13 protein-coding genes are annotated in these 17,550 nt (G+C 55.5%); 5 read left to right on the top strand and 8 right to left on the bottom strand.

Annotated features, from left to right (window positions below):
• Positions 1-21: 21 nt before the first annotated feature.
• The 6 genes from ABJK56_RS09465 to ABJK56_RS09490 all read right to left on the bottom strand — a co-directional run bounded on the left by ABJK56_RS09465 (position 22) and on the right by ABJK56_RS09490 (position 8,902).
• Positions 22-858: a hypothetical protein gene (locus ABJK56_RS09465; protein ID WP_347244421.1), complete on the bottom strand. Its 837-nt coding sequence runs from the start codon at positions 856-858 to the stop codon at positions 22-24.
• Between the two features lie 77 nt (positions 859-935).
• Positions 936-2,303 (bottom strand): ROK family protein, encoded by a 1,368-nt coding sequence (locus ABJK56_RS09470; RefSeq protein ID WP_347244422.1) that lies wholly within the window; start codon positions 2,301-2,303, stop codon positions 936-938.
• Complete coding sequence (locus tag ABJK56_RS09475) at positions 2,293-4,395, bottom strand: hypothetical protein (RefSeq protein ID WP_347244423.1); 2,103 nt, start codon at positions 4,393-4,395, stop codon at positions 2,293-2,295. The genes ABJK56_RS09470 and ABJK56_RS09475 overlap by 11 nt, the downstream gene beginning before the upstream one ends.
• Positions 4,396-4,414: 19 nt before the next feature.
• The gene (locus ABJK56_RS09480; protein ID WP_347244424.1) at positions 4,415-6,844 is read right to left on the bottom strand and encodes a beta-L-arabinofuranosidase domain-containing protein; all 2,430 of its coding nucleotides are present in this window, start codon (positions 6,842-6,844) and stop codon (positions 4,415-4,417) included.
• Between the two features lie 273 nt (positions 6,845-7,117).
• The gene (locus ABJK56_RS09485) at positions 7,118-8,101 is read right to left on the bottom strand and encodes a BON domain-containing protein (protein ID WP_347244425.1); all 984 of its coding nucleotides are present in this window, start codon (positions 8,099-8,101) and stop codon (positions 7,118-7,120) included.
• A 510-nt stretch (positions 8,102-8,611) separates the two neighbouring features.
• On the bottom strand, positions 8,612-8,902 hold the full coding sequence (locus tag ABJK56_RS09490) for a hypothetical protein (protein ID WP_347244426.1): 291 nt from the start codon (positions 8,900-8,902) through the stop codon (positions 8,612-8,614).
• 331 nt (positions 8,903-9,233) lie between these two features.
• Between ABJK56_RS09490 and pap the strand changes: the two genes are divergently transcribed.
• A complete protein-coding gene (gene pap / locus ABJK56_RS09495) occupies positions 9,234-10,721 on the top strand; it encodes a polyphosphate:AMP phosphotransferase (protein ID WP_347244427.1) in 1,488 nt (495 codons plus the stop codon).
• Between the two features lie 18 nt (positions 10,722-10,739).
• On the opposite strand, the gene ABJK56_RS09500 is transcribed toward pap, so the two are convergent.
• Positions 10,740-11,939, bottom strand: a complete 1,200-nt coding sequence (locus ABJK56_RS09500) for a nucleoside transporter C-terminal domain-containing protein (RefSeq protein WP_347244428.1) — start codon at positions 11,937-11,939, stop codon at positions 10,740-10,742.
• A 333-nt stretch (positions 11,940-12,272) separates the two neighbouring features.
• On the opposite strand from ABJK56_RS09500, the gene ABJK56_RS09505 reads away from it, so the two are divergent.
• Genes ABJK56_RS09505 through ABJK56_RS09520 form a run of 4 tightly spaced genes read left to right on the top strand, consistent with a single transcriptional unit; the run spans position 12,273 to position 16,610 of the window.
• Positions 12,273-12,581 carry an MTH1187 family thiamine-binding protein gene (locus ABJK56_RS09505; protein ID WP_347244429.1) on the top strand — a complete coding sequence of 103 codons (309 nt, stop codon included), beginning with the start codon at positions 12,273-12,275 and terminating at the stop codon, positions 12,579-12,581.
• 26 nt (positions 12,582-12,607) lie between these two features.
• The gene (locus ABJK56_RS09510) at positions 12,608-14,041 is read left to right on the top strand and encodes an FAD-linked oxidase C-terminal domain-containing protein (RefSeq protein ID WP_347244430.1); all 1,434 of its coding nucleotides are present in this window, start codon (positions 12,608-12,610) and stop codon (positions 14,039-14,041) included.
• Complete coding sequence (locus tag ABJK56_RS09515; RefSeq protein ID WP_347244431.1) at positions 14,038-15,279, top strand: FAD-binding oxidoreductase; 1,242 nt, start codon at positions 14,038-14,040, stop codon at positions 15,277-15,279. The genes ABJK56_RS09510 and ABJK56_RS09515 overlap by 4 nt, the downstream gene beginning before the upstream one ends.
• Before the next feature lie 26 nt (positions 15,280-15,305).
• Entirely contained in the window at positions 15,306-16,610 is a 1,305-nt protein-coding gene (locus ABJK56_RS09520) for a (Fe-S)-binding protein (RefSeq protein ID WP_347244432.1), read from the top strand.
• Here the strand turns inward: ABJK56_RS09520 and ABJK56_RS09525 are convergent.
• The coding region (locus ABJK56_RS09525; protein WP_347244433.1) for a glycoside hydrolase family 88 protein at positions 16,607-17,550 on the bottom strand (944 nt) is incomplete at its 5' end. The two genes, ABJK56_RS09520 and ABJK56_RS09525, sit on opposite strands and share 4 nt — an antisense overlap.

The raw sequence follows: 17,550 nt of genomic DNA on the forward strand, positions 1-17,550 counted from the left end.
ATTGGGGCGTTTGAAGTAGGTTTAAATCCAAAAAGGCACAAGGTTTTCCAAGAAGTCCCGCTCGTCAGCGACGCCGGCACGGCCACGGGCCTGATTCTCCCACATAATGGCGAAACGCAACTTGTCCTGGAATCGTGAATGAAAGAAAGCCTCGTGAAGCGCGCTGGAATGTCGCATCTCAACCGGTCCGCCCTGTCTTGCCCGGTACCAGCAATACACGAAAAACGAGATCCCATGTTCAACAGCCCATTTCGTCTCCCAATCGGCCACTTCGGGCTCCTCCTGGCCGTAAAAGCCCAACACCGGAGTCCTTTCAGGATGCTTAAGCAGATTCCGCCAGATCTCAGGATTGTCCACTTCCCATAGGGGGCAATTGTGGGCGCCGACAAGGATATCAGTGACCACGGGCTGGGGTGGCGGTATTTGTTTGGTCTGAGGAATCGAAAGAGCCGGGAGAAATAGAAGGGAAAGAGATTGCCGGACCGCGCCTTGCTGATATTGTGCAATGACCACTATATTATGGCGTCCGGCTTCTGATGCCTCCACCGTCCACGAGGTCGAGATTTCGCTAGCACCGTTTTTGAAACGAAAGGGCTGACGAACATTTCCTTCAATCACGCGCACTTGTGACGGCAGAACAAGTTCGAGTATGCCTTCAATGTCCTGTTCGCCTCCATTACTACGAATGGTGACGGAAAGCGTGCAGGGCCGCTCGGCGCGACAGATAGGGCAGGCAGGCTGAAAGTACGTGATTTGCAAATCCCCCGCCACAACTGGATGACAAACCAACATTGCCATTAGAATGGCGGCATGAAAACAGACCCTGTTGCACATTGATTGCGGAGGTCGTGGACTCATTTTTATTCTCTTGTCGTGGCTGTCCTGCAATACGGCCTTGGCCAACCCACCGTGTCGCTTCGCGCAGAATGTTACGGCTATCGGGAAATGCAGAAATAGGCCGACCGACGCGCGTTCGATCGCTCGTATGCTAGCACGGCCTGTGGGGTGGGTAAAGCAAGCAGACTGACTCGTCTTCGAGCGAAGAATTCATAGGCTTTACTGATGTCGGCGTTCCTCACTTCAAACCCCAGCCCAAGAATAGCGGTCTCCACCCCACCCCGCGTCAGCATTGCGAGGAGTTCCTCAGACAACCATGCTTCGCTGTCATTCGCGAGTTTCGAGCCTGCCTTTTTAACCCGGCCGTGGCTCAAGACGACCACGTCTTCCTCGTACTGTTGGCCATTAACGATGATAGTGCCAGGGCGGCAATCCTCCACAGGGGGATACTTGATGTCACGCAGAGATTTGAACACATTGATCCCCACTTTTCTGGCGGCCGCGGCAACTGCTCCCAGGACGACCGCATCATCTCCGAGCGCAGACAAGCAGAGGCCACCACGCTCACAGGCGCCAGGGAGCTGGTCGGAGTTGACGATGGCCTGAATTGTCGGCCAAAGAGTGTCCCCGCATGCCTCCATGACGCCACCTCCGAGCACGATCCACTCCGGATCAAGGAGGTGCCGCACGGTGAGACAGGCGTAACCGATAATCTCGGCTGCGCGCCGCATGATCCGTTCAACGAGTGGGTCGCTTCTTTCGAGAGCCTCCTTGAGGGCTTTGCTCCGAATAACACTCAGGTCTCCATCGAGGATCTCGGTAAGCAACGTTGACTCGCCTTTGGCCACCGCCTCTCGGATGTCGCGCTCGATGGCTGCCCGACCGGCGAGAGCTTCAAAGCATCCGCGGTTTCCGCATCCACAGAGTGGTCCCCCAATTTCCATAACAATGTGACCGATTTCGCCGGCCACTTCCCGGGCACCTCGCCAGATTTTCTTCTTTTGCGAAAACCCTGCCCCGATCCCAGTACCGACAAAAATTCCCATCGCGCTTTTGGCCCCGCGAGCAGCGCCTAGCCACACTTCACCCAGTGTACCAAGATTGCAGTCGTTTCCCAGAATGACTCGGCACCCAAAGCGGGATTCCAGGTGAGAGACGAGCTGGACGCCGGAAAGGCAACTGTTGGGTGTACGGACAACTATTCCTTTTTTGGGGTCCACGACGCCCGGTACCGCGACCCCAATGGCCGCCACGTCGCGGTGGCTCAGCCCCTCCTCTTTGAGTACCGCCGCGATGACGCCTTCGATCACTTCGACAATTTCGGCCGGATTATCCGTCCGCGGTGTGGGAAGCCGCTCCCGCGCATGGACGACCCCGCGTCGATCGGCAAGCGCGCCGAGAATTTTCGTGCCTCCCACATCGACAGCAACGAAATTGGGTTCAACAGAACGTGGTTTAGCGGCCATGAGTGGTTCCCTTATGCCCACTGGAGTAATGCTCCTGCTCTATTATTGTGGGATGGAAAACCCGCTCGTGCAAAGGCACGGCCGGTTTGCCGAGGAGGACTGTTCGTATCCACTCCGCCCACCGCTGGGTGACTTTGGCAGGAAGGGACATTGGCGGGTGAACGTTTAAAGATTCTGTCGCTAGTCGTACGACGTGCAGCAATTCTTCATCGTTTTTCACGGGTTCGCATGGCTCCCGCAGTTCGACGATGACAGGAGGCAACGTTCCCAACGATCGATACAAAAAGTCCTTTATGCCGGCCGGTCGACACTGTTTTAATTCGCAGCCAATGAAAAAAACGCTTTCTCGGCTCACGTCAGTCTGCCAGAGATTGTCCACCACCAGTCGAGGGCCATCGACCATCAGTCGGCCTTGAACGAGAAGCCAGGGATAGAGCGTGACTGCATCTGCGACGTGGTCGTGGGTCACGATCCGCAGGGCGGAGGCGATGTCCCAAGAGCGTGTGAAAACGCATTCGTCGTTGTGATTCGTTGGAACAACAGGTGGCACAGCAACGAGAAGGACGGCTCCCTGGGGAACTGCCACACGCTGTGTTTCCTGGTTGATCGTTGTCAAAAGCATCTGCTGGGCCTGCCATGACTGAAGATAATTATTGCGCTGCAGTAAAAAGGATGTGGCATTGACAAGCAGCGCTCCACACAGACTGACCTGCAGCCACCGCGTTCTTCGAGAAGATTGGGGAGCAGGGGCTTGTGCCCAAAAGGTGCTCGCGGCGAGCGCAACGGCAACCCACAGGGAGGAGAGCTTTCGGTTGTCGTTGCCATACACGGCGGCATAACTGCCAGACAGCACAAATAGCAAAACGCTCATTGCCGTAGAAATCCAGCACACGATTCTGAGCATCCGGACTCGACAAGATTGGGCGGAAAAGGGATTAGTTTGGGGACGTCCCTGGCCAGCGGGCGTTGTCTCCGCATAGGGTGAAACGCGATCTGATTTGTTGCCGGATTGAGATGCAGTATTGGCGTCGTGTATGGTTTCCCTCGCACTGTCGGTTGGAGATTTAACCAGCACAAGGGAGATTATGACGAGCAGAGCGCCTGCTAAAGCCAATACGTCCCAGGCTTCATGCATTCGAACAAGGCCGTCGGCCCAGAGGATCGGCGCCTGGATAAGAATTGCATGAATCCAGTAAAGAAATGTTCGAAGCATCATACTGAGACCACCCGGAGCCAGCCGGGACATGTCCGGAAAATATCTTGGCATCACGAACTTCTGTACGACCAGGCCCAGTAAAACTGCGGCCAGGATAGGAAGTGTCGTCCGGGCTACGCTTTTCCAGACGTGGAGATCAACCACACAGTGGATCGGTGAAGCACACTCGATAACCATCGCTTTTGCGGATTGATCAGTTTTGGAAGAGTCTGTCCAGTAAATCGGCATGAGACATTGTAAAATGAGTAACGGTAGAAAGATTTCATAGATCAGCATGCCAAGAAAGATTAAGCTTCCGGACAGCAACAGCCAGGGACCCTGTCGCCTCATTGCCCTTTCGTGGCATAGCAGTGACGCCGCCCATAACACGTACGCCGTGGCTGCGAGATGTTGCATTCCTGGCGAAAACACAAGCGTGGAAGCAATACTAGGCAGATATACGGCCGTTAGAAAAAACGCCGCGGCTTTCTCCCCGCACAGTCGGTGCCAGACGTACCAAACCAGTCCCCATGCCACGCTAAGCAGAAGGATTTGAGAACAGACATACCAGCGGGGAGTGTCACAGTACAAGCTGGTTATGGTGGACAGCACAATGGGAGCCAAAGGGCGAGCAGAGAAAAGCGGAAACCATGATCGCACGGTGTCCCACCAATGGGGATGCAGGCGCCAGTGATCGATGATCATCCAGTCATCACAAACCCAGCCCGCTTTCAGGAAGCAAGGGATGTACACTGCAAGGATGAACACAATGGCAGCGCACGTGGGCCATCTTTTTTTAGAGAATTGTGCCAGCGGCATAACAAGAGTCAAAGACTTCAGCCAAAAGCCGAGTAATTCCGCAGGGTGAACGAGCTGTTCTGCAAACAGTTTGTGCATCAACCGGCTCGGAAGGCGATTATGGCTCAGATTCTGGAGCGGTGACCTTCCTGCCCGGATCGGCTGACATGTTGACAACTCGTAAGTCAAATATCCCCCCCGCCATGGCACCCGGATGGGCCTGAAAACCCACGGTGATCGTTTCGCGATCTTTTACAAGCTCGGGTGGCAAGCGGTAAAGCTCGATAAAAAAGCGGCCAGGCCGGTTATTGGCCAACCGCTGCGTGGCAAGCCGTGTTCCATCAACCATGATGTCAAAAACCCGATTCCCAACGTCGCTGCCCCAGTATTCTACGAGGAGGGATTGCTCGTCGCCCTTAGCTACTTTCAGCGTGTAGGCGAACCATCCACCATTGACGGCATGCCGCCACCTTCGGCCCGCGAACGTTCCGCTCTCGGTCCTTTCTCCCGAGAGAGAATGTTCTCTTTCGCTTGTGGGATCGCCAACGATAACACGGTCAATCGTTCGTTTCTCAATTTCTTCCCATTTTTTCTTTGCCTGTTTATATTCACTAACAATTTTGTCCCATTGTGACGGAGATACTCGATCGAAATACACCACATAACGCCGGGAGCCATGGACCTTATAGAACGGTTCAAGTGTGATTTCTAACTCCTCAGTGTCGCTCAGCGATCGGAATAATCCCCTGGGCGCAGTCCAGCATCCCGGCTGTCCCTCGACCGGTTTGAAGGCTGCCAAATCGATTCGCTCTGCGACGGCTGCGAGAAGACCGAAGGAGGCAGTACTAATTTCACCCCCAACCAGATGTGCAGCGGAAAATGATTGGCCGAATCTATCCGGCACGATAGCCGCGAGGACCACCGGTCCATAAAGGATAGCAAACCGGTCAGCATTGTCGCGAAACGACTCGACCCTCAACTGCATGGGCACGCGGATTTCTACATGGTCGCCCGAGGTCCATGTTCGTGCGATCCGCACGAACTGGCCTGGATGATTTTCTAAAGTCCACGGAGATCCATTGACCAGAATGGAGTATCCCTGAATGCACCACCCTGGCCAGCGGACAGCAAGGGTCACTTGCGTGGGTGACTGTGGTTCGACGTATAGATGCACCGTATCCGAATCGGGAAATTGCGTCTCCATTCGGACTGTCACAGCTTTTTGGTGCCATTTGAGTTCCGACGGAACAAACAGGTTCACATATAGGGTATCGCGGCCGTCATGAAAGTAGATGCTTTCGCCATATTTCGCATGGTTTTCAATACCGGTGCCTGTACAGCACCAGAACGAGTCCAGGGGGGTGGAATAAGTCTTGCGCGAACCCGGTTGTAACGGAACATAGTAACACATCATTCCAGTTTCTGGATTCTGCGATGCAAGGATGTGGTTGTAAAGGGCACGCTCGTAGTAGTCGGCATATTCAGGTGACATTTCCCAGAGCAGAAGGTGTCTGGTCAGCTTGAGCATGTTATACGTGTTACAGGTTTCTGCAGTGTTGGGACCGAGGGCTTCCGAAAGCCGATCTTTGGGCGTGAAATACTCGTTGTTGCTGTTTCCACCGATCACGTAAGATCGTTCGTGGACAACATACTTCCAGAAGTTAAGCGCCGCATCATGATACCACGGTGTTCCTGTCAACTCGTACAGCCGGGCAACGCCGATAAACTTGGGAATCTGGGTGTTGGCGTGCAGCCCGGTCAATACGTCTTTGTCCTCGGCCAGGGGCTTGAGCACTGCCAGATGGTTGAATCGTTCAGCAATTTGCAGGTATTTGTTCTCACCGGTTAACGCATAAAGGTTGGCAAGGGCCTCATTCATCCCGCCGTGTTCCACGTTCAGCATTCGTTGCATCTGCTCATCGGTGAGACGGCTATTCCGAACGATCACCCAATCCCCAAGCTTTTTGGCTACTTCCAGTGCCTGCTGATTACCGCAGTACACATAGCTGTCGAGCAATCCCGCCAGAATTTTGTGGAGCGTGTAATAGGGAGCCCAAACCCGTCCGGTGGTTTCAACCCGGTCAAAAAACTCTTCTGGAAATGCACTGAGATAGCCGTTGCTCAACTTTTCTTGGCACTTTGCCAGTTCCTGCACTAAGTAGCGAACCCGTTCCCGGAATTGGAGATCACCGGTACTAGCATACATGAAGGAACAGGCCGACAGATAATGGCCCATGAAGTGCCCGCGGAGTTCACAATCAGGATGCTCCCACCCGCCGAGGGGAGTCGCCTGGCTAGGAAATCCCGCATTGATTCGAAAAGTATGCAAGAGACGGTTTGGATCGAGTGAAAGCAGAAATTCTGCATCTTTGCGCATTGCGTGCAGGAATGGGCTGGGCAGCAGACGGACGTCTTCCAATGGGAAGGAATGGGCTGTCAGGGGGACTTTCCCTTGAATTTCACGATTCAGCTCAGGTTCAGCCGCGAGCGCAAGCCCGAATGCACTGACAATCGGTACGGCGAACAAGAGGCGCGAAACCAACGGCATGGATGGACTCCTCAACGAATTCCCTGGGTTCAGCATTCAGAAGCAGACGCTTCGGGTTCGTCAGTTTGGCTATGGTATGGCCGGTCGGTTGACCAACCAGGTAATGATTATACACCATTCCGGGGAGTCACATCTCCTCGGCCACGGCTGTCCTCTGAGAAAAGCGATCAGATACGAACGCTGCCTGTTGGGAATCAAGAAAGAAATAGGCCCCGCGCTAAAGCGGGGCCCAACCATCAATCAGGCGGGAAGGCTAGCTTTCTGATCCGTGATTCAGTGACCGGTAATTGCTCGGAACAACCCGGAGAATGGCCCTTTGGTTGATCCGTCGTCAAAGTCCAGGAACCACCAACCGTCGTGCCATTCCAAGGTCACTTTCCGCCATCCAAGGGGCACCTGCGGGTAGGGATAGAAGGGACCGATATAGGGCCATGCGGTGGGCGAGTACTGCTTGGGGTAGGTGACTGCAGCATAATTTGGGTAAGCCGCGTAGCTCGGCCAGGCGTAATTCGGCATGTTCGGCTGATCATACCGTGCTGGCGCGGCTGCACCCGCTTGTCCTACATACATCGGGAGAGGACGTCCAAGCGGGGCCGCTGCGGGCGGTGCTTGGGTCGCAGGGACGGCCGGGGTCGGTTCCTGAGCTTGAGCATACGCGATCGGCAGAGGTCGAATCGGCCGCGGAACACTTTCTGTGGCTTCCGTGGCAGATGCCGGTCTGGCTTCTACAGGGGGTTCCAGCGTCGGGATTTCCGGGGCCGCAAAAGTAGGACCCTCACTGACTGCGGTAGCCGCCGTCGGACGGACGGGCTGGTTGGCGACCACAGAGGGAACAGGGTCGGCCTTCTGCACCTTCCCCGCGAGGGCCGGGGTTGCCATTGGGCGCGCGCCGCCTTCCAGACCGCCGATAGGCGAAGTCACTCGTTCGGGAGCCACCGCCCCCGTGACCGGTTGCAAATTGAGCTGATCTGCGGGGGCGGCATTTTCAACGGACAATTCATTGATCACCGTTTTGACGCCCTGCACCTGGCGGGTAAGGCGTTCCGCAATGGCACGCTGCTCCGGATCGGCGACCGTCCCCCGGAGCCAGACAGTTCCATCCTGGCAACGCACGCCGATCTTGTAGCCCTTTAGCTGACCGCTGTTCTTAAGTGTGCTAGCAATCTCTTGAGCCAGTTCCTGGTTGCCTGCGAGCACCAGTTGGGGGGCGAACATCATGAACGCCGCGGCAATCCATGTGCACAAATGACCTCGCATGCCTGTCCTCCTGTTTCGGAAATCGCCCGACGGTCGGCATCTCCCTCGGAAGGTTGAATCGATTCCCGCCTGGATCTTGTGACCAATGTGTGTCAGGCTCGTACCAAACCGAAATCCACCGTGTAAGAGCGAACTCCGCCAACAGTTTCCCGCATCCCGCCGGCTTGGGCTGTATCGTTCCGGCGGGAAGGAGTTCGCCTAGCTATAGGATTCGGAAAAACAGTGGCGGAAACCGGAGCTTTTTTCGGGTTTTAGCAAACTCAACGGTCACTCCGTACACGCCGTAAGCTGTCTATATTGCCAGCGTTACCACCCTTGCGGATTGCGTGGTCGGCGTCCTCAAAGCACATGCCTCACCGGGGGTGTAGAAGTGAGCGGGAGAGAAATAAAGGGTGGCTCTCGTAAAAGGCCGGCTTCGGAAGCACAGGAAAAAGACGGGCTGCGCAGGTGCTTGATCGCGGGTGAAGGAGCATGCCAGCGGAAACGGGAAAAAAAGTAGAGAGCGCCGCGCTACACCGAGCGCCGATGAAAATGTCGCGAGAAGTCGGTAATCCCTATAAGCAGCATCACAGAGAAAGTCAGAAGGCACAGGCACCAGATTTGGGGCGACTGCCCCGCTGCCCCTAGTATGACACCGCAAAGCAGAGCCAGAACCCCCCTGTAGGCGGGAATCGCCCATTTTCCTGCAGCCGAGAAGCGGGTGCAGATCGCCACCACAATTCCAATAACTGGCAAAAAAGTTACCAAGATGTTTGCCAATACGATCGAGGCGGTAATGTTAGCGAGCCACGACATTGTCATTAGTACAGTTGTTCCGAAGTTGCCATTGAGACACGAGCACGATTGGTGGACCGATTCTATCATTGCCGTTTACATTTCGGCTAGACCAATTCTTTTGGCCCCAGCATTTGTCGAAGCCGACCGGAGGCAGCGAGTCAACCACGCAGCAAGCGGGGGCCAACGTGATCGTCCGCCGGGTGGTGCGCGATGATCACTCGAATTCCCGCTGCTTCGTTTCCATCCGCGGAAAGAAAAAAGCTAGGGTTTCTCGGGCGAAGTCTCGTAACAAGGCTAGGGCGGGCATTACGGGACGAGGGGTTTCCTTGCCACACGCAACACGAGGAAAAGCACAATGCTGGAGCTGATTGATCCCCGACAGAAAGTCAAAAAGCAGGAGTACAAGGAAATTTTTCCGGTCCTCGAGCAAAAGCTGGCGGCATGTCAGCGGGCGGCCCGGGCGGCTGGCATCCCTGTGATCATTGTGTTTGAAGGGTGGCATGCTGCCGGGAAGGGAATGGTTATCAACAGCTTGGCACAGGTCTTAGATCCCCGAGGGTTTCGTGTCCATTTGACGCTTCAACCCGATGGGGAAGAGAAGCGCCGCCCGTGGATGTGGCGATTTTGGAATAAAATCCCCGGTGCAGGTGAAATTGCCATTTTTGACCATTCCTGGTATCAGCGCGTGCTTGACGACTTCGCGGAGGGGCGGATTTCGAAGAAAGAATTCCGGCAGGCGATTGCCGACATTTTGGAATTTGAAAGGCAACTCGCTGATGCAGGGACTTTGATTGTTAAGTTCTGGCTCCACATTGACCCGCGGGTGCAGAAAAAACGCCTAAAGGCCCTCGCCTCGTCTCCGGCGACACGTTGGAAAGTCAGCTCAGAGCAGTGGGAACAAAACAAGAAATATAAGAAATGGTTCAAGCTGGCCAACCGGGTGCTCGAAGCCACCAGCACATTCCAGAATCCGTGGCAGATTGTGGAGGCTCATCAGGCCCGTTTTACACGTTTGAAAGTGTTTCGCACACTTGTTGCGAAGATCGAGGACGAGGTTCAGCGTCGTCCGAAACAGCTCGCAGATCCTCCGTCTCCCATGCCTGAACCGCGGGAAGACGAGCTTCTGCGTCCGACCATTCTCGATCGGGTGGACCTCAGTCAATCGCTGGAGCGCGAGCAATACGAAAAAGAGTTGAAAGGGCTGCAGAGAGCACTCTATGAGCTGGAGCACCGTTGCCATTTAGCACAGGTGCCGGTGGTGATCGTGTTTGAGGGGTGGGACGCGGCCGGAAAAGGGGGAGTGATCAAGCGACTGACGCGGGGCCTTGATCCGCGGGGTTATGAGGTGGTGCCCGTCGGGCCGCCCACCGCTGAGGAAAAGGCCCACCACTTTCTGTGGCGATTCTGGCGGCGGCTACCGAAGACAGGCCATATCACGATTTTTGATCGTTCGTGGTACGGACGCGTTTTGGTGGAGCGGGTGGAAGGTTTTTGTCGCAAAGAGGAATGGCAACGGGCATTTCGCGAGATCAATGAATTTGAGAAGCAGCTTGCCGACTTCGGAACTGTGATCATTAAGTTCTGGCTGCATATCGACCCCGAGGAACAACTCCGCCGATTTCAGGCGCGCCAGTCCGACCCAAATAAGCAGTGGAAAATCACCGAGGAGGATTGGCGAAACCGCAGTAAATGGCGACAGTACGAGGTGGCCGTCAACCAAATGCTGGAGCGTACCAGCACCACGTACGCTCCGTGGACGGTGGTGGAGGCGAATTGCAAGCTTTTCGCCAGAATCAAGGCGCTCAGGACAGTTAAAGACCGCCTTGAAATCGCTGTCTGTTAATTTGACGAGTCTCCGCGGTCAAAGGAGAATCGCCGCGATACAGGCCGTGAGGTAACATGCCAGTGTTCCGGCGATCATGGAACGGAAGCCCAGTTGGGCCAGTTCCGACCGGCGACCGGGAACGAGCTTGCCGATCCCGCCAATCATCACGCCGATCGATCCGAGATTGGCGAAGCCGCAGAGAGCGTAGGTCGCAATCGTGAAGGAGCGTGGTCCCAGCGTCGGTTTGAGGGCGGTTAGTTCCTGATAAGCAATGAACTCATTGAGGATCAGCCGCTTTCCCAAAAGCATCGCCACCGTGGGTACGTCTTTCGGGTCAACGCCCATCAGAAAAGCAAACGGGGCAAAAAGATAGCCAGTCAATCTCTCTAAGCTGAGGGGCTCTCCGCCCACGTTTCCCGGAAGGCTGAGGAGCCAGTTGGCAAGAGTGATCAGAGAAATGAAAGCGATAAGCATGGCGGCCACGTTGAGGGTGAGAGTGAGACCTTCGCTGGCGCCACGGCACGCGGCGTCGAGGATGTTGGTGTCCTGTCTGGGAATTTGCACGCGGACAATCCCTTTAGTGGGCGACATTTCGGTTTCGGGAACCATGATCTTGGCCACCACGAGGGCTGCCGGCGCAGAAATGAGCGACGCCGTGAGGATATGCCCGGCATCCACCCCCATGGCGACATAGGCAGCCATCACAGTCCCCGCAATGGTGGCCATTCCGCTGCTCATCATGGCCATCAATTCCGAGCGGGTCATGCTTTCCAGATAAGGCCGGATTACGAGAGGCGCTTCTGTCATTCCGACATACACGTTCGCAGCAGCCGCCAGAGACTCGGTACCGGAAACATCCATCACCCACACCATTATTTTCGCCATTGCTTTGACGAGGAGCTGGAGGATCCCCAGGTGAAATAAGATGGCGGTGAGAGACGAGACGAAGATGATCAATGGCAGGACCACGAAAGCCACCTGATGGTGTTTTCCTTCCGGGCCGAAGACGAAACCGGTGCCCTGATCGACGCAATACTGGAGGCGCTCGATGAACAGGCGACTGGCGACAAACGCCCCCTGTCCGATGTCCGTGCGGAGAAAGAGGAAGGCAGTAATCCACTGCAAGAATAGGCCGCTCAGAATCAGCCGCCAGTGCATCACCCGGCGGTTTTCCGAGAGAAGCCAGGCGACGAACAAGATGACCACCACGCCCACGACGGGAATGAGCCGATTCATCGTTCAAGTTCCTCCCTGGTGTGATGCATGCGTGAGTCCGGTTTTCGTAATGACGCCATGACCTGACGTTTTTTGAAGATCAAATTCGGCGAAATGACGCGTTGTGATTTTGGATACTGCTGGTCTACTCTTTGCCGGGAGTGGTAATATAAATAAGGCACAAGCCGCCCTACAAGCCGGAAGGCGCCCTCTCGATCGCGTCCCTAGGCATTGTGGACGACATGGTCAAGCGTGATCCGTGGCGTCACTCTCCGACGCGAATGAGCAAGGGAGCTGAGTGTGACCGGCCGTCACAGAAAATGACAAAACCCAACGCTGACAGGGAGAACTGTTATGGTTCTGCTGGAGTTCAGTATCTACCCGCTGGATAAGGGAGAAAGCTTGAGCGCCTATGTGGCGCGATGCGTGGAAATTGTGCACACCAGCGGTTTGAAATACCAGTGCCATGCGATGGGTACCATCATCGAAGGAGAGTATGACCAGGTGATGGATGTGGTCCGGAAGTGCTTCGAAGCCCTTCAAAAGGACTGTAATCGTATCGAATGCATCATGAAGTTGGATTACCGCAAAGGATATCAGGACAGAATCTCGGGGAAGGTCCGCAGCATTGAAGAAAAACTTGGGCACCCTGTACAGAAATGAGTTAAAAAGAAGCAAGAGAGCCCCTCATGCGATCCTTTTCGCCGCGGCAGAAAGCCCTTCGCGAAATCACGGCCCGACTTGGTCGTGAGAATGTCCTGGTCCACCCTGCTGACCGACTCGTGTATGAATGCGACGGCTATACTCTCGTCAAGTGCATGCCCCAGGGTGTTGTATTCCCACGAAGTGCGCGCGATGTCCAGCAGGTGGTTCAGGTATGTCGGGAATATCGTGTTCCTTTGGTGGCCCGCGGGGCGGGAACGGGACTGGCAGGCGGTGCTACGCCAGTGGATGAGGCTATCGTTGTCAGTTTGGCCCGGATGAACCGAATCCTGGCAGTTGATCTTGTTAACCGACGCGTCAAAGTAGAGGCCGGGGTTATCAATCTCGAGTTGACACAGCGTCTTGCGGGAACGGGCTATCAGTTTGCCCCGGACCCATCCAGCCAGGTCGCGTGTACCTTGGGTGGAAATATTGCGACCAATGCCGGCGGACCTCATACGCTAAAATATGGGGTCACGGTGAACCACGTTTTGGGCCTGGAGTGCGTGACCGGTGAAGGAGAGATACTCGCGTTGGAACCGAGATCAGATCCAGGTGATCTTGACTGGATTGGAGTGCTCACCGGGAGCGAGGGCACACTAGCGATTGTCACCAGTGCTTGGTTAAAGTTGATCCCCGCTTATCGGGAATTCATCACGCTTCGAGGGACGTTTTTGCGGATTGAAGATGCTTGTCTGGCGGTTAGCCGAATCATCGGTGCCGGGATCACTCCGGCGGCCATGGAACTCATGGATCAGGGGATACTTCAGGCCGTAGAAGAGGCTTTTCACTTCGGTTTCCCCACCAATGTTGAAGCGGTGCTAATCGTGGAGCTTGACGGAGTAGGACCAGCGATTGAGGCCCAGGCGGAGCAGGTGGCGACGTTCTGCCGAGAGTGTGGTGCGCAGGAAGTCGTGAGCGCATCCGATGCAGAAGAGAGAGCACGACTGTGGCAGTGTCGCAAATCGGCGGTGGGAGCCGTAGGACGGCTCAGCCCGGCATATTTCATCCAGGATGGCGTTGTACCGCGGACCAAGCTTCCGGAGATGGCCAGCCGGGTGAAGGAGATTGCGCGTCGCTGGAATGTCCGCGTGGTCAACGTGGCTCATGCCGGGGATGGCAATATCCATCCCATTTTTCTTTACGATCCGAAAAACCCGGCCGAAGTGGAACGAACCGTATCCGCAAGTCACGAAATCCTCGCCGCGTGCATTCATTTGGGCGGGAGCATCACCGCGGAACACGGTGTGGGATTGGAGAAACGCGACTTCATGGAGCGACTGTACCCGCCGGAAGTGTTGCAGGCGATGAGAGCACTCAAGAGTGTCTTTGATCCCGATGCCATCCTGTCACCCGGTAAGCTGATCCCGCCGAACAATCGGGAGGGATCCGCTGCGTTCAAGGGCGAAAGGAACGTATGATTTCCCTTTCCAAGAGTCTTGCCCACGACTGGTTGCCGATCGAGGCTGTGCAGGAGCTTGGCACTCACCAGGAAGTGAGTGAGGTGCTGCGCGAAGCGTCTCGCCGTGCTTCGGCGGTTTACACCTTGGGAAGTGGTTTACGGGCCCGGTGGGGCAGCCGTCCTGAAAAACTGGGTTTGGGAATTTCGTGCGCTTCCATGAACAGGATCATCGACTACCAGCCTACCGAATTGACGTTGACCGCCGAGGCAGGAATCACCCTCGCCGAGTTGGAAGCAACGCTCTCCGCCTCCCGTCAATGGGTTCCTGGCCTGAGCGGATTGCCGGGTGATCTCCAATTGGGGGGGCTTTTGGCCGCTCCTTTTCCTCGCCCTCGGGATTGGCGGTGGGGTCGATTGGCCGAGGCTGTTCTCGGCCTTGAAGTGGTCACGGGCGAAGGGACGCATCTGGTCCTGGGTGGTGCTGTGGTTAAAAATGCCGCCGGATATCGGCTGTTGCGTTTATTTCTTGGAAGCTGGGGAAGCCTGGGCGTAATCACGCGGGCTACGCTCCTGACCCGGCCACGACCAGAAGGCACCGAAATACTCACGGTAGGGATGAAGCGCGCGACTTTTTGCGAGACGTTTCTCCAGCAACTCGCTGCGCTGCCCTTGCCCTGTCTCTCGGACGTCATTATGTGTGATCATCGCTGTTTGACAGATTCTGATGTGGACCTCACGGAGGAATTAGGACGCCGCTGGGTCATGGCGACTTTTCTGTTGGAAGGGGACAAACTGGAAGTGGATCTGGCAAAAGATGCACTTGGTTCTTTGGCGGATCGGCAGAACTGGAAGGTGGTCTCCATTTCCGCGGTCAGTGACCAGGCGCTTGAGCGTGAGGTGGTAACGTGTGGCCACGCTGTTTGCCAGATAAGCGGGGTGCCAGAACAGATGCCCATGATAACGACGCACGTTCAAGAGTTATTTCCTGGTGCACGCTGGTGGGGCTACCTTTTCAGCGGACAGGTTCTCGTCGTTGACACTGCCCGGGAGTTTACCGTCGAGAAAATCCAGGCGTTGCGAACCAAAATGGAGGCGGAAGGGGCCCGTGTGGCCGTTCTCCGAACGCCGGAGGGCACCAACTGGCCGCCATCGGTGTTGTGGGGACCGCCGCATCCCCGACATGTGTATGCGCAGCGGTGGAAAGATATTTGCGACCCGGCGCATATTCTGAATCCGGGGCGCTATGTGTTCGCATAGAAAGTAGACATAGAACCAGCTCAAATATGGTGGTGGAGTTACACGAGCATTCGATAAACGAGATTGACCGATGTGTCCATTGCGGGCTTTGCACATCGGCGTGCCCCACATTCATCGAATTGCGCCAGGAAGCGGACAGTCCTCGCGGACGCATTTATTTGATGCACGCGATGGCCAAACAACAGCTTCCAATCGATCAAAAAACTGTTCAACACATTGAACTTTGCCTGGATTGTCGCGCGTGTGAGACTGCGTGCCCGTCCGGGGTCAGATACGGCCGAATCCTCGAGCCAGTGCGTCTATCCCTGATCAACCAGCGGGCGATTTCCTTAAAGTGGGGTGAGAAATTCTTTTTATTTCACGTCTTTCCCTATTCGCGAAGAGTCCGTATGGCTCTATGGCCGGTCAGGCTGCTACAGCAACTGAGGCTTTACCACGGCCTGCAACGGATGGGTGTTTTCCGGGTGCTTCCGGGCATTTTTGGGAAAATGGCCACCCTTGTGAATCCCCACGTGCCGCGACAAAGGCCGTTGCCAGATTTCCTTCCTGCAAAAGGACGCCGACGAGCTCGCGTGGCCTTGTTCGTGGGGTGTGTGGGCGAGGCCATGTTTCGGCATATTCACTGGGCGACGTTACGTGTTCTTCAGGAAAACGGTTGCGATGTGCTGATTCCCCGGGGACAGGGATGTTGCGGGGCCATTCACTACCATGCTGGTGACGGTCGCGGTGCCAAAAGGCTGGCCGAGCAGAATGTGCGCAGCTTCCCGGTGGAAGACCTCGATGCGGTGATTGTCAATCATGCGGGCTGTGGCGCAATGCTCAAAGAATATCCCCACTATTGGAAGGATGGGGATCCTCAACGGTACGCAGAATTCAGTGGGAAAGTGCGCGACATTTGTGAGTTTCTTGACGATCTGGGAATGAAGATACCGGAAAACCCCTTACCTCTGCGAGTTACTTACCACGATGCCTGTCATCTTGCGCATGCCCAGAAGATTCGCCACCAACCCCGAGCGCTTCTCTCGAAAATTCCCGGGCTGGAGCTTGTCCCGTTGTATGAGAGTGAATTGTGCTGTGGTTCTGCAGGCAGCTATAACCTGTTGCAGGATGCTATGGCCACGCGATTGGTCAAGCGGAAGGTCGATCGCATTGTGGAAACAGGCGCTCAAGCAGTGGTAACTGCCAATGCCGGATGCCTTCTCCATATCGGTCGCGAAGTGAGACGGCGTCGGCTTGGTCTGCTTTTGGCTCATCCGCTTGAGCTTTTGGACTGGAGTTATCGGGGGGTCACGCCCCCGCAGCCCGGGTTCGACGTGGAATACCGGCCCTAGCTGTAACTACCCTCGCTTGTCAGGACTTTGGTCAGCCCTTCTACGAAGAAATAGTCTCCCCACATGACAGACTCATCCACGCCGAGGTTCTTTCGCGTGTGATAGACGCCGTGTTTGAGGATGCCCTCCCACCCGGGTGTTTCAATCGCGAGATATTCCGGATTGCATAAAGCCAGTAACATCACAAGGGCCGTATTCCGGTAGACGATTGCACGTTCTGGAGATTGGGTCTGTTTTGCCAGATCCCACAGACCACTGGCTGCAATGGCAGCGGCCGAGCTTTCTTTCTGACGACCCCATGGCGGGGGCTGCGACAGATCAGCGTGAAAATCCCAGTAAGGGATTTTGTCTTCCGGAAGATGCGTGATCCAATATTCTGCATTTCGTTCTGCAACTTCCAGAAACTCGGGGTTGTTCGTCAGAGCATACACTTTGCTGAATCCGTACATGGACCAAGCCAGTCCACGCGCCCAGCAACTTTCAGGGCTCAGTCCCTGATGGGTGCTCTGCCCCAGGAATTGCCCAGTTTCCACATCGAAAAGCCCCTCATGGGCCGTGGAACCATCCGGCCTTACCAGGTAATCACGGGTGGTGCGGCAATGAGCGAGGCCGATTTCCAGCAACGCTTGATCGCCGGTTTTAAGAGCCGCGAAGATTATCAGAGGGACGTTCATCATAATATCGATGAACAGACTATGCGGGCCAATGAAAGAGCAGAGATACTTTCCTTTGGGCTGAAATCGCATGGCAAGTGTTCGGCCTGCAGTGATGAGCACGTCCAGCAGGGCCTGATCGCCCGTTAGTTCGTACCATGGCAGGTACGTGTTGAGAAAGATAAATCCCAAATCATGAACGTTGCGGTCATGTTTACGATGCGCGAGCAAACGCGAATAGTGCGTTGCCAGTTCCCACCATTTGGGTTCCCGCGTCCGAATGTAGA

Origin of the sequence: Thermogutta sp., from assembly GCF_039793925.1 — a bacterium.
GTDB lineage: Bacteria > Planctomycetota > Planctomycetia > Pirellulales > Thermoguttaceae > Thermogutta.

Bases quoted from the DNA above. Each gene is read 5' to 3' on its own strand.
- ABJK56_RS09465 (WP_347244421.1), bottom strand. From the start codon at position 858: ATGAGTCCACGACCTCCGCAATCAATGTGCAACAGGGTCTGTTTTCAT.
- ABJK56_RS09470 (WP_347244422.1), bottom strand. From the start codon at position 2,303: ATGGCCGCTAAACCACGTTCTGTTGAACCCAATTTCGTTGCTGTCGAT.
- ABJK56_RS09475 (WP_347244423.1), bottom strand. From the start codon at position 4,395: ATGCACAAACTGTTTGCAGAACAGCTCGTTCACCCTGCGGAATTACTC.
- ABJK56_RS09480 (WP_347244424.1), bottom strand. From the start codon at position 6,844: ATGCCGTTGGTTTCGCGCCTCTTGTTCGCCGTACCGATTGTCAGTGCA.
- ABJK56_RS09485 (WP_347244425.1), bottom strand. From the start codon at position 8,101: ATGCGAGGTCATTTGTGCACATGGATTGCCGCGGCGTTCATGATGTTC.
- ABJK56_RS09490 (WP_347244426.1), bottom strand. From the start codon at position 8,902: ATGACAATGTCGTGGCTCGCTAACATTACCGCCTCGATCGTATTGGCA.
- pap (WP_347244427.1), top strand. From the start codon at position 9,234: ATGCTGGAGCTGATTGATCCCCGACAGAAAGTCAAAAAGCAGGAGTAC.
- ABJK56_RS09500 (WP_347244428.1), bottom strand. From the start codon at position 11,939: ATGAATCGGCTCATTCCCGTCGTGGGCGTGGTGGTCATCTTGTTCGTC.
- ABJK56_RS09505 (WP_347244429.1), top strand. From the start codon at position 12,273: ATGGTTCTGCTGGAGTTCAGTATCTACCCGCTGGATAAGGGAGAAAGC.
- ABJK56_RS09510 (WP_347244430.1), top strand. From the start codon at position 12,608: ATGCGATCCTTTTCGCCGCGGCAGAAAGCCCTTCGCGAAATCACGGCC.
- ABJK56_RS09515 (WP_347244431.1), top strand. From the start codon at position 14,038: ATGATTTCCCTTTCCAAGAGTCTTGCCCACGACTGGTTGCCGATCGAG.
- ABJK56_RS09520 (WP_347244432.1), top strand. From the start codon at position 15,306: ATGGTGGTGGAGTTACACGAGCATTCGATAAACGAGATTGACCGATGT.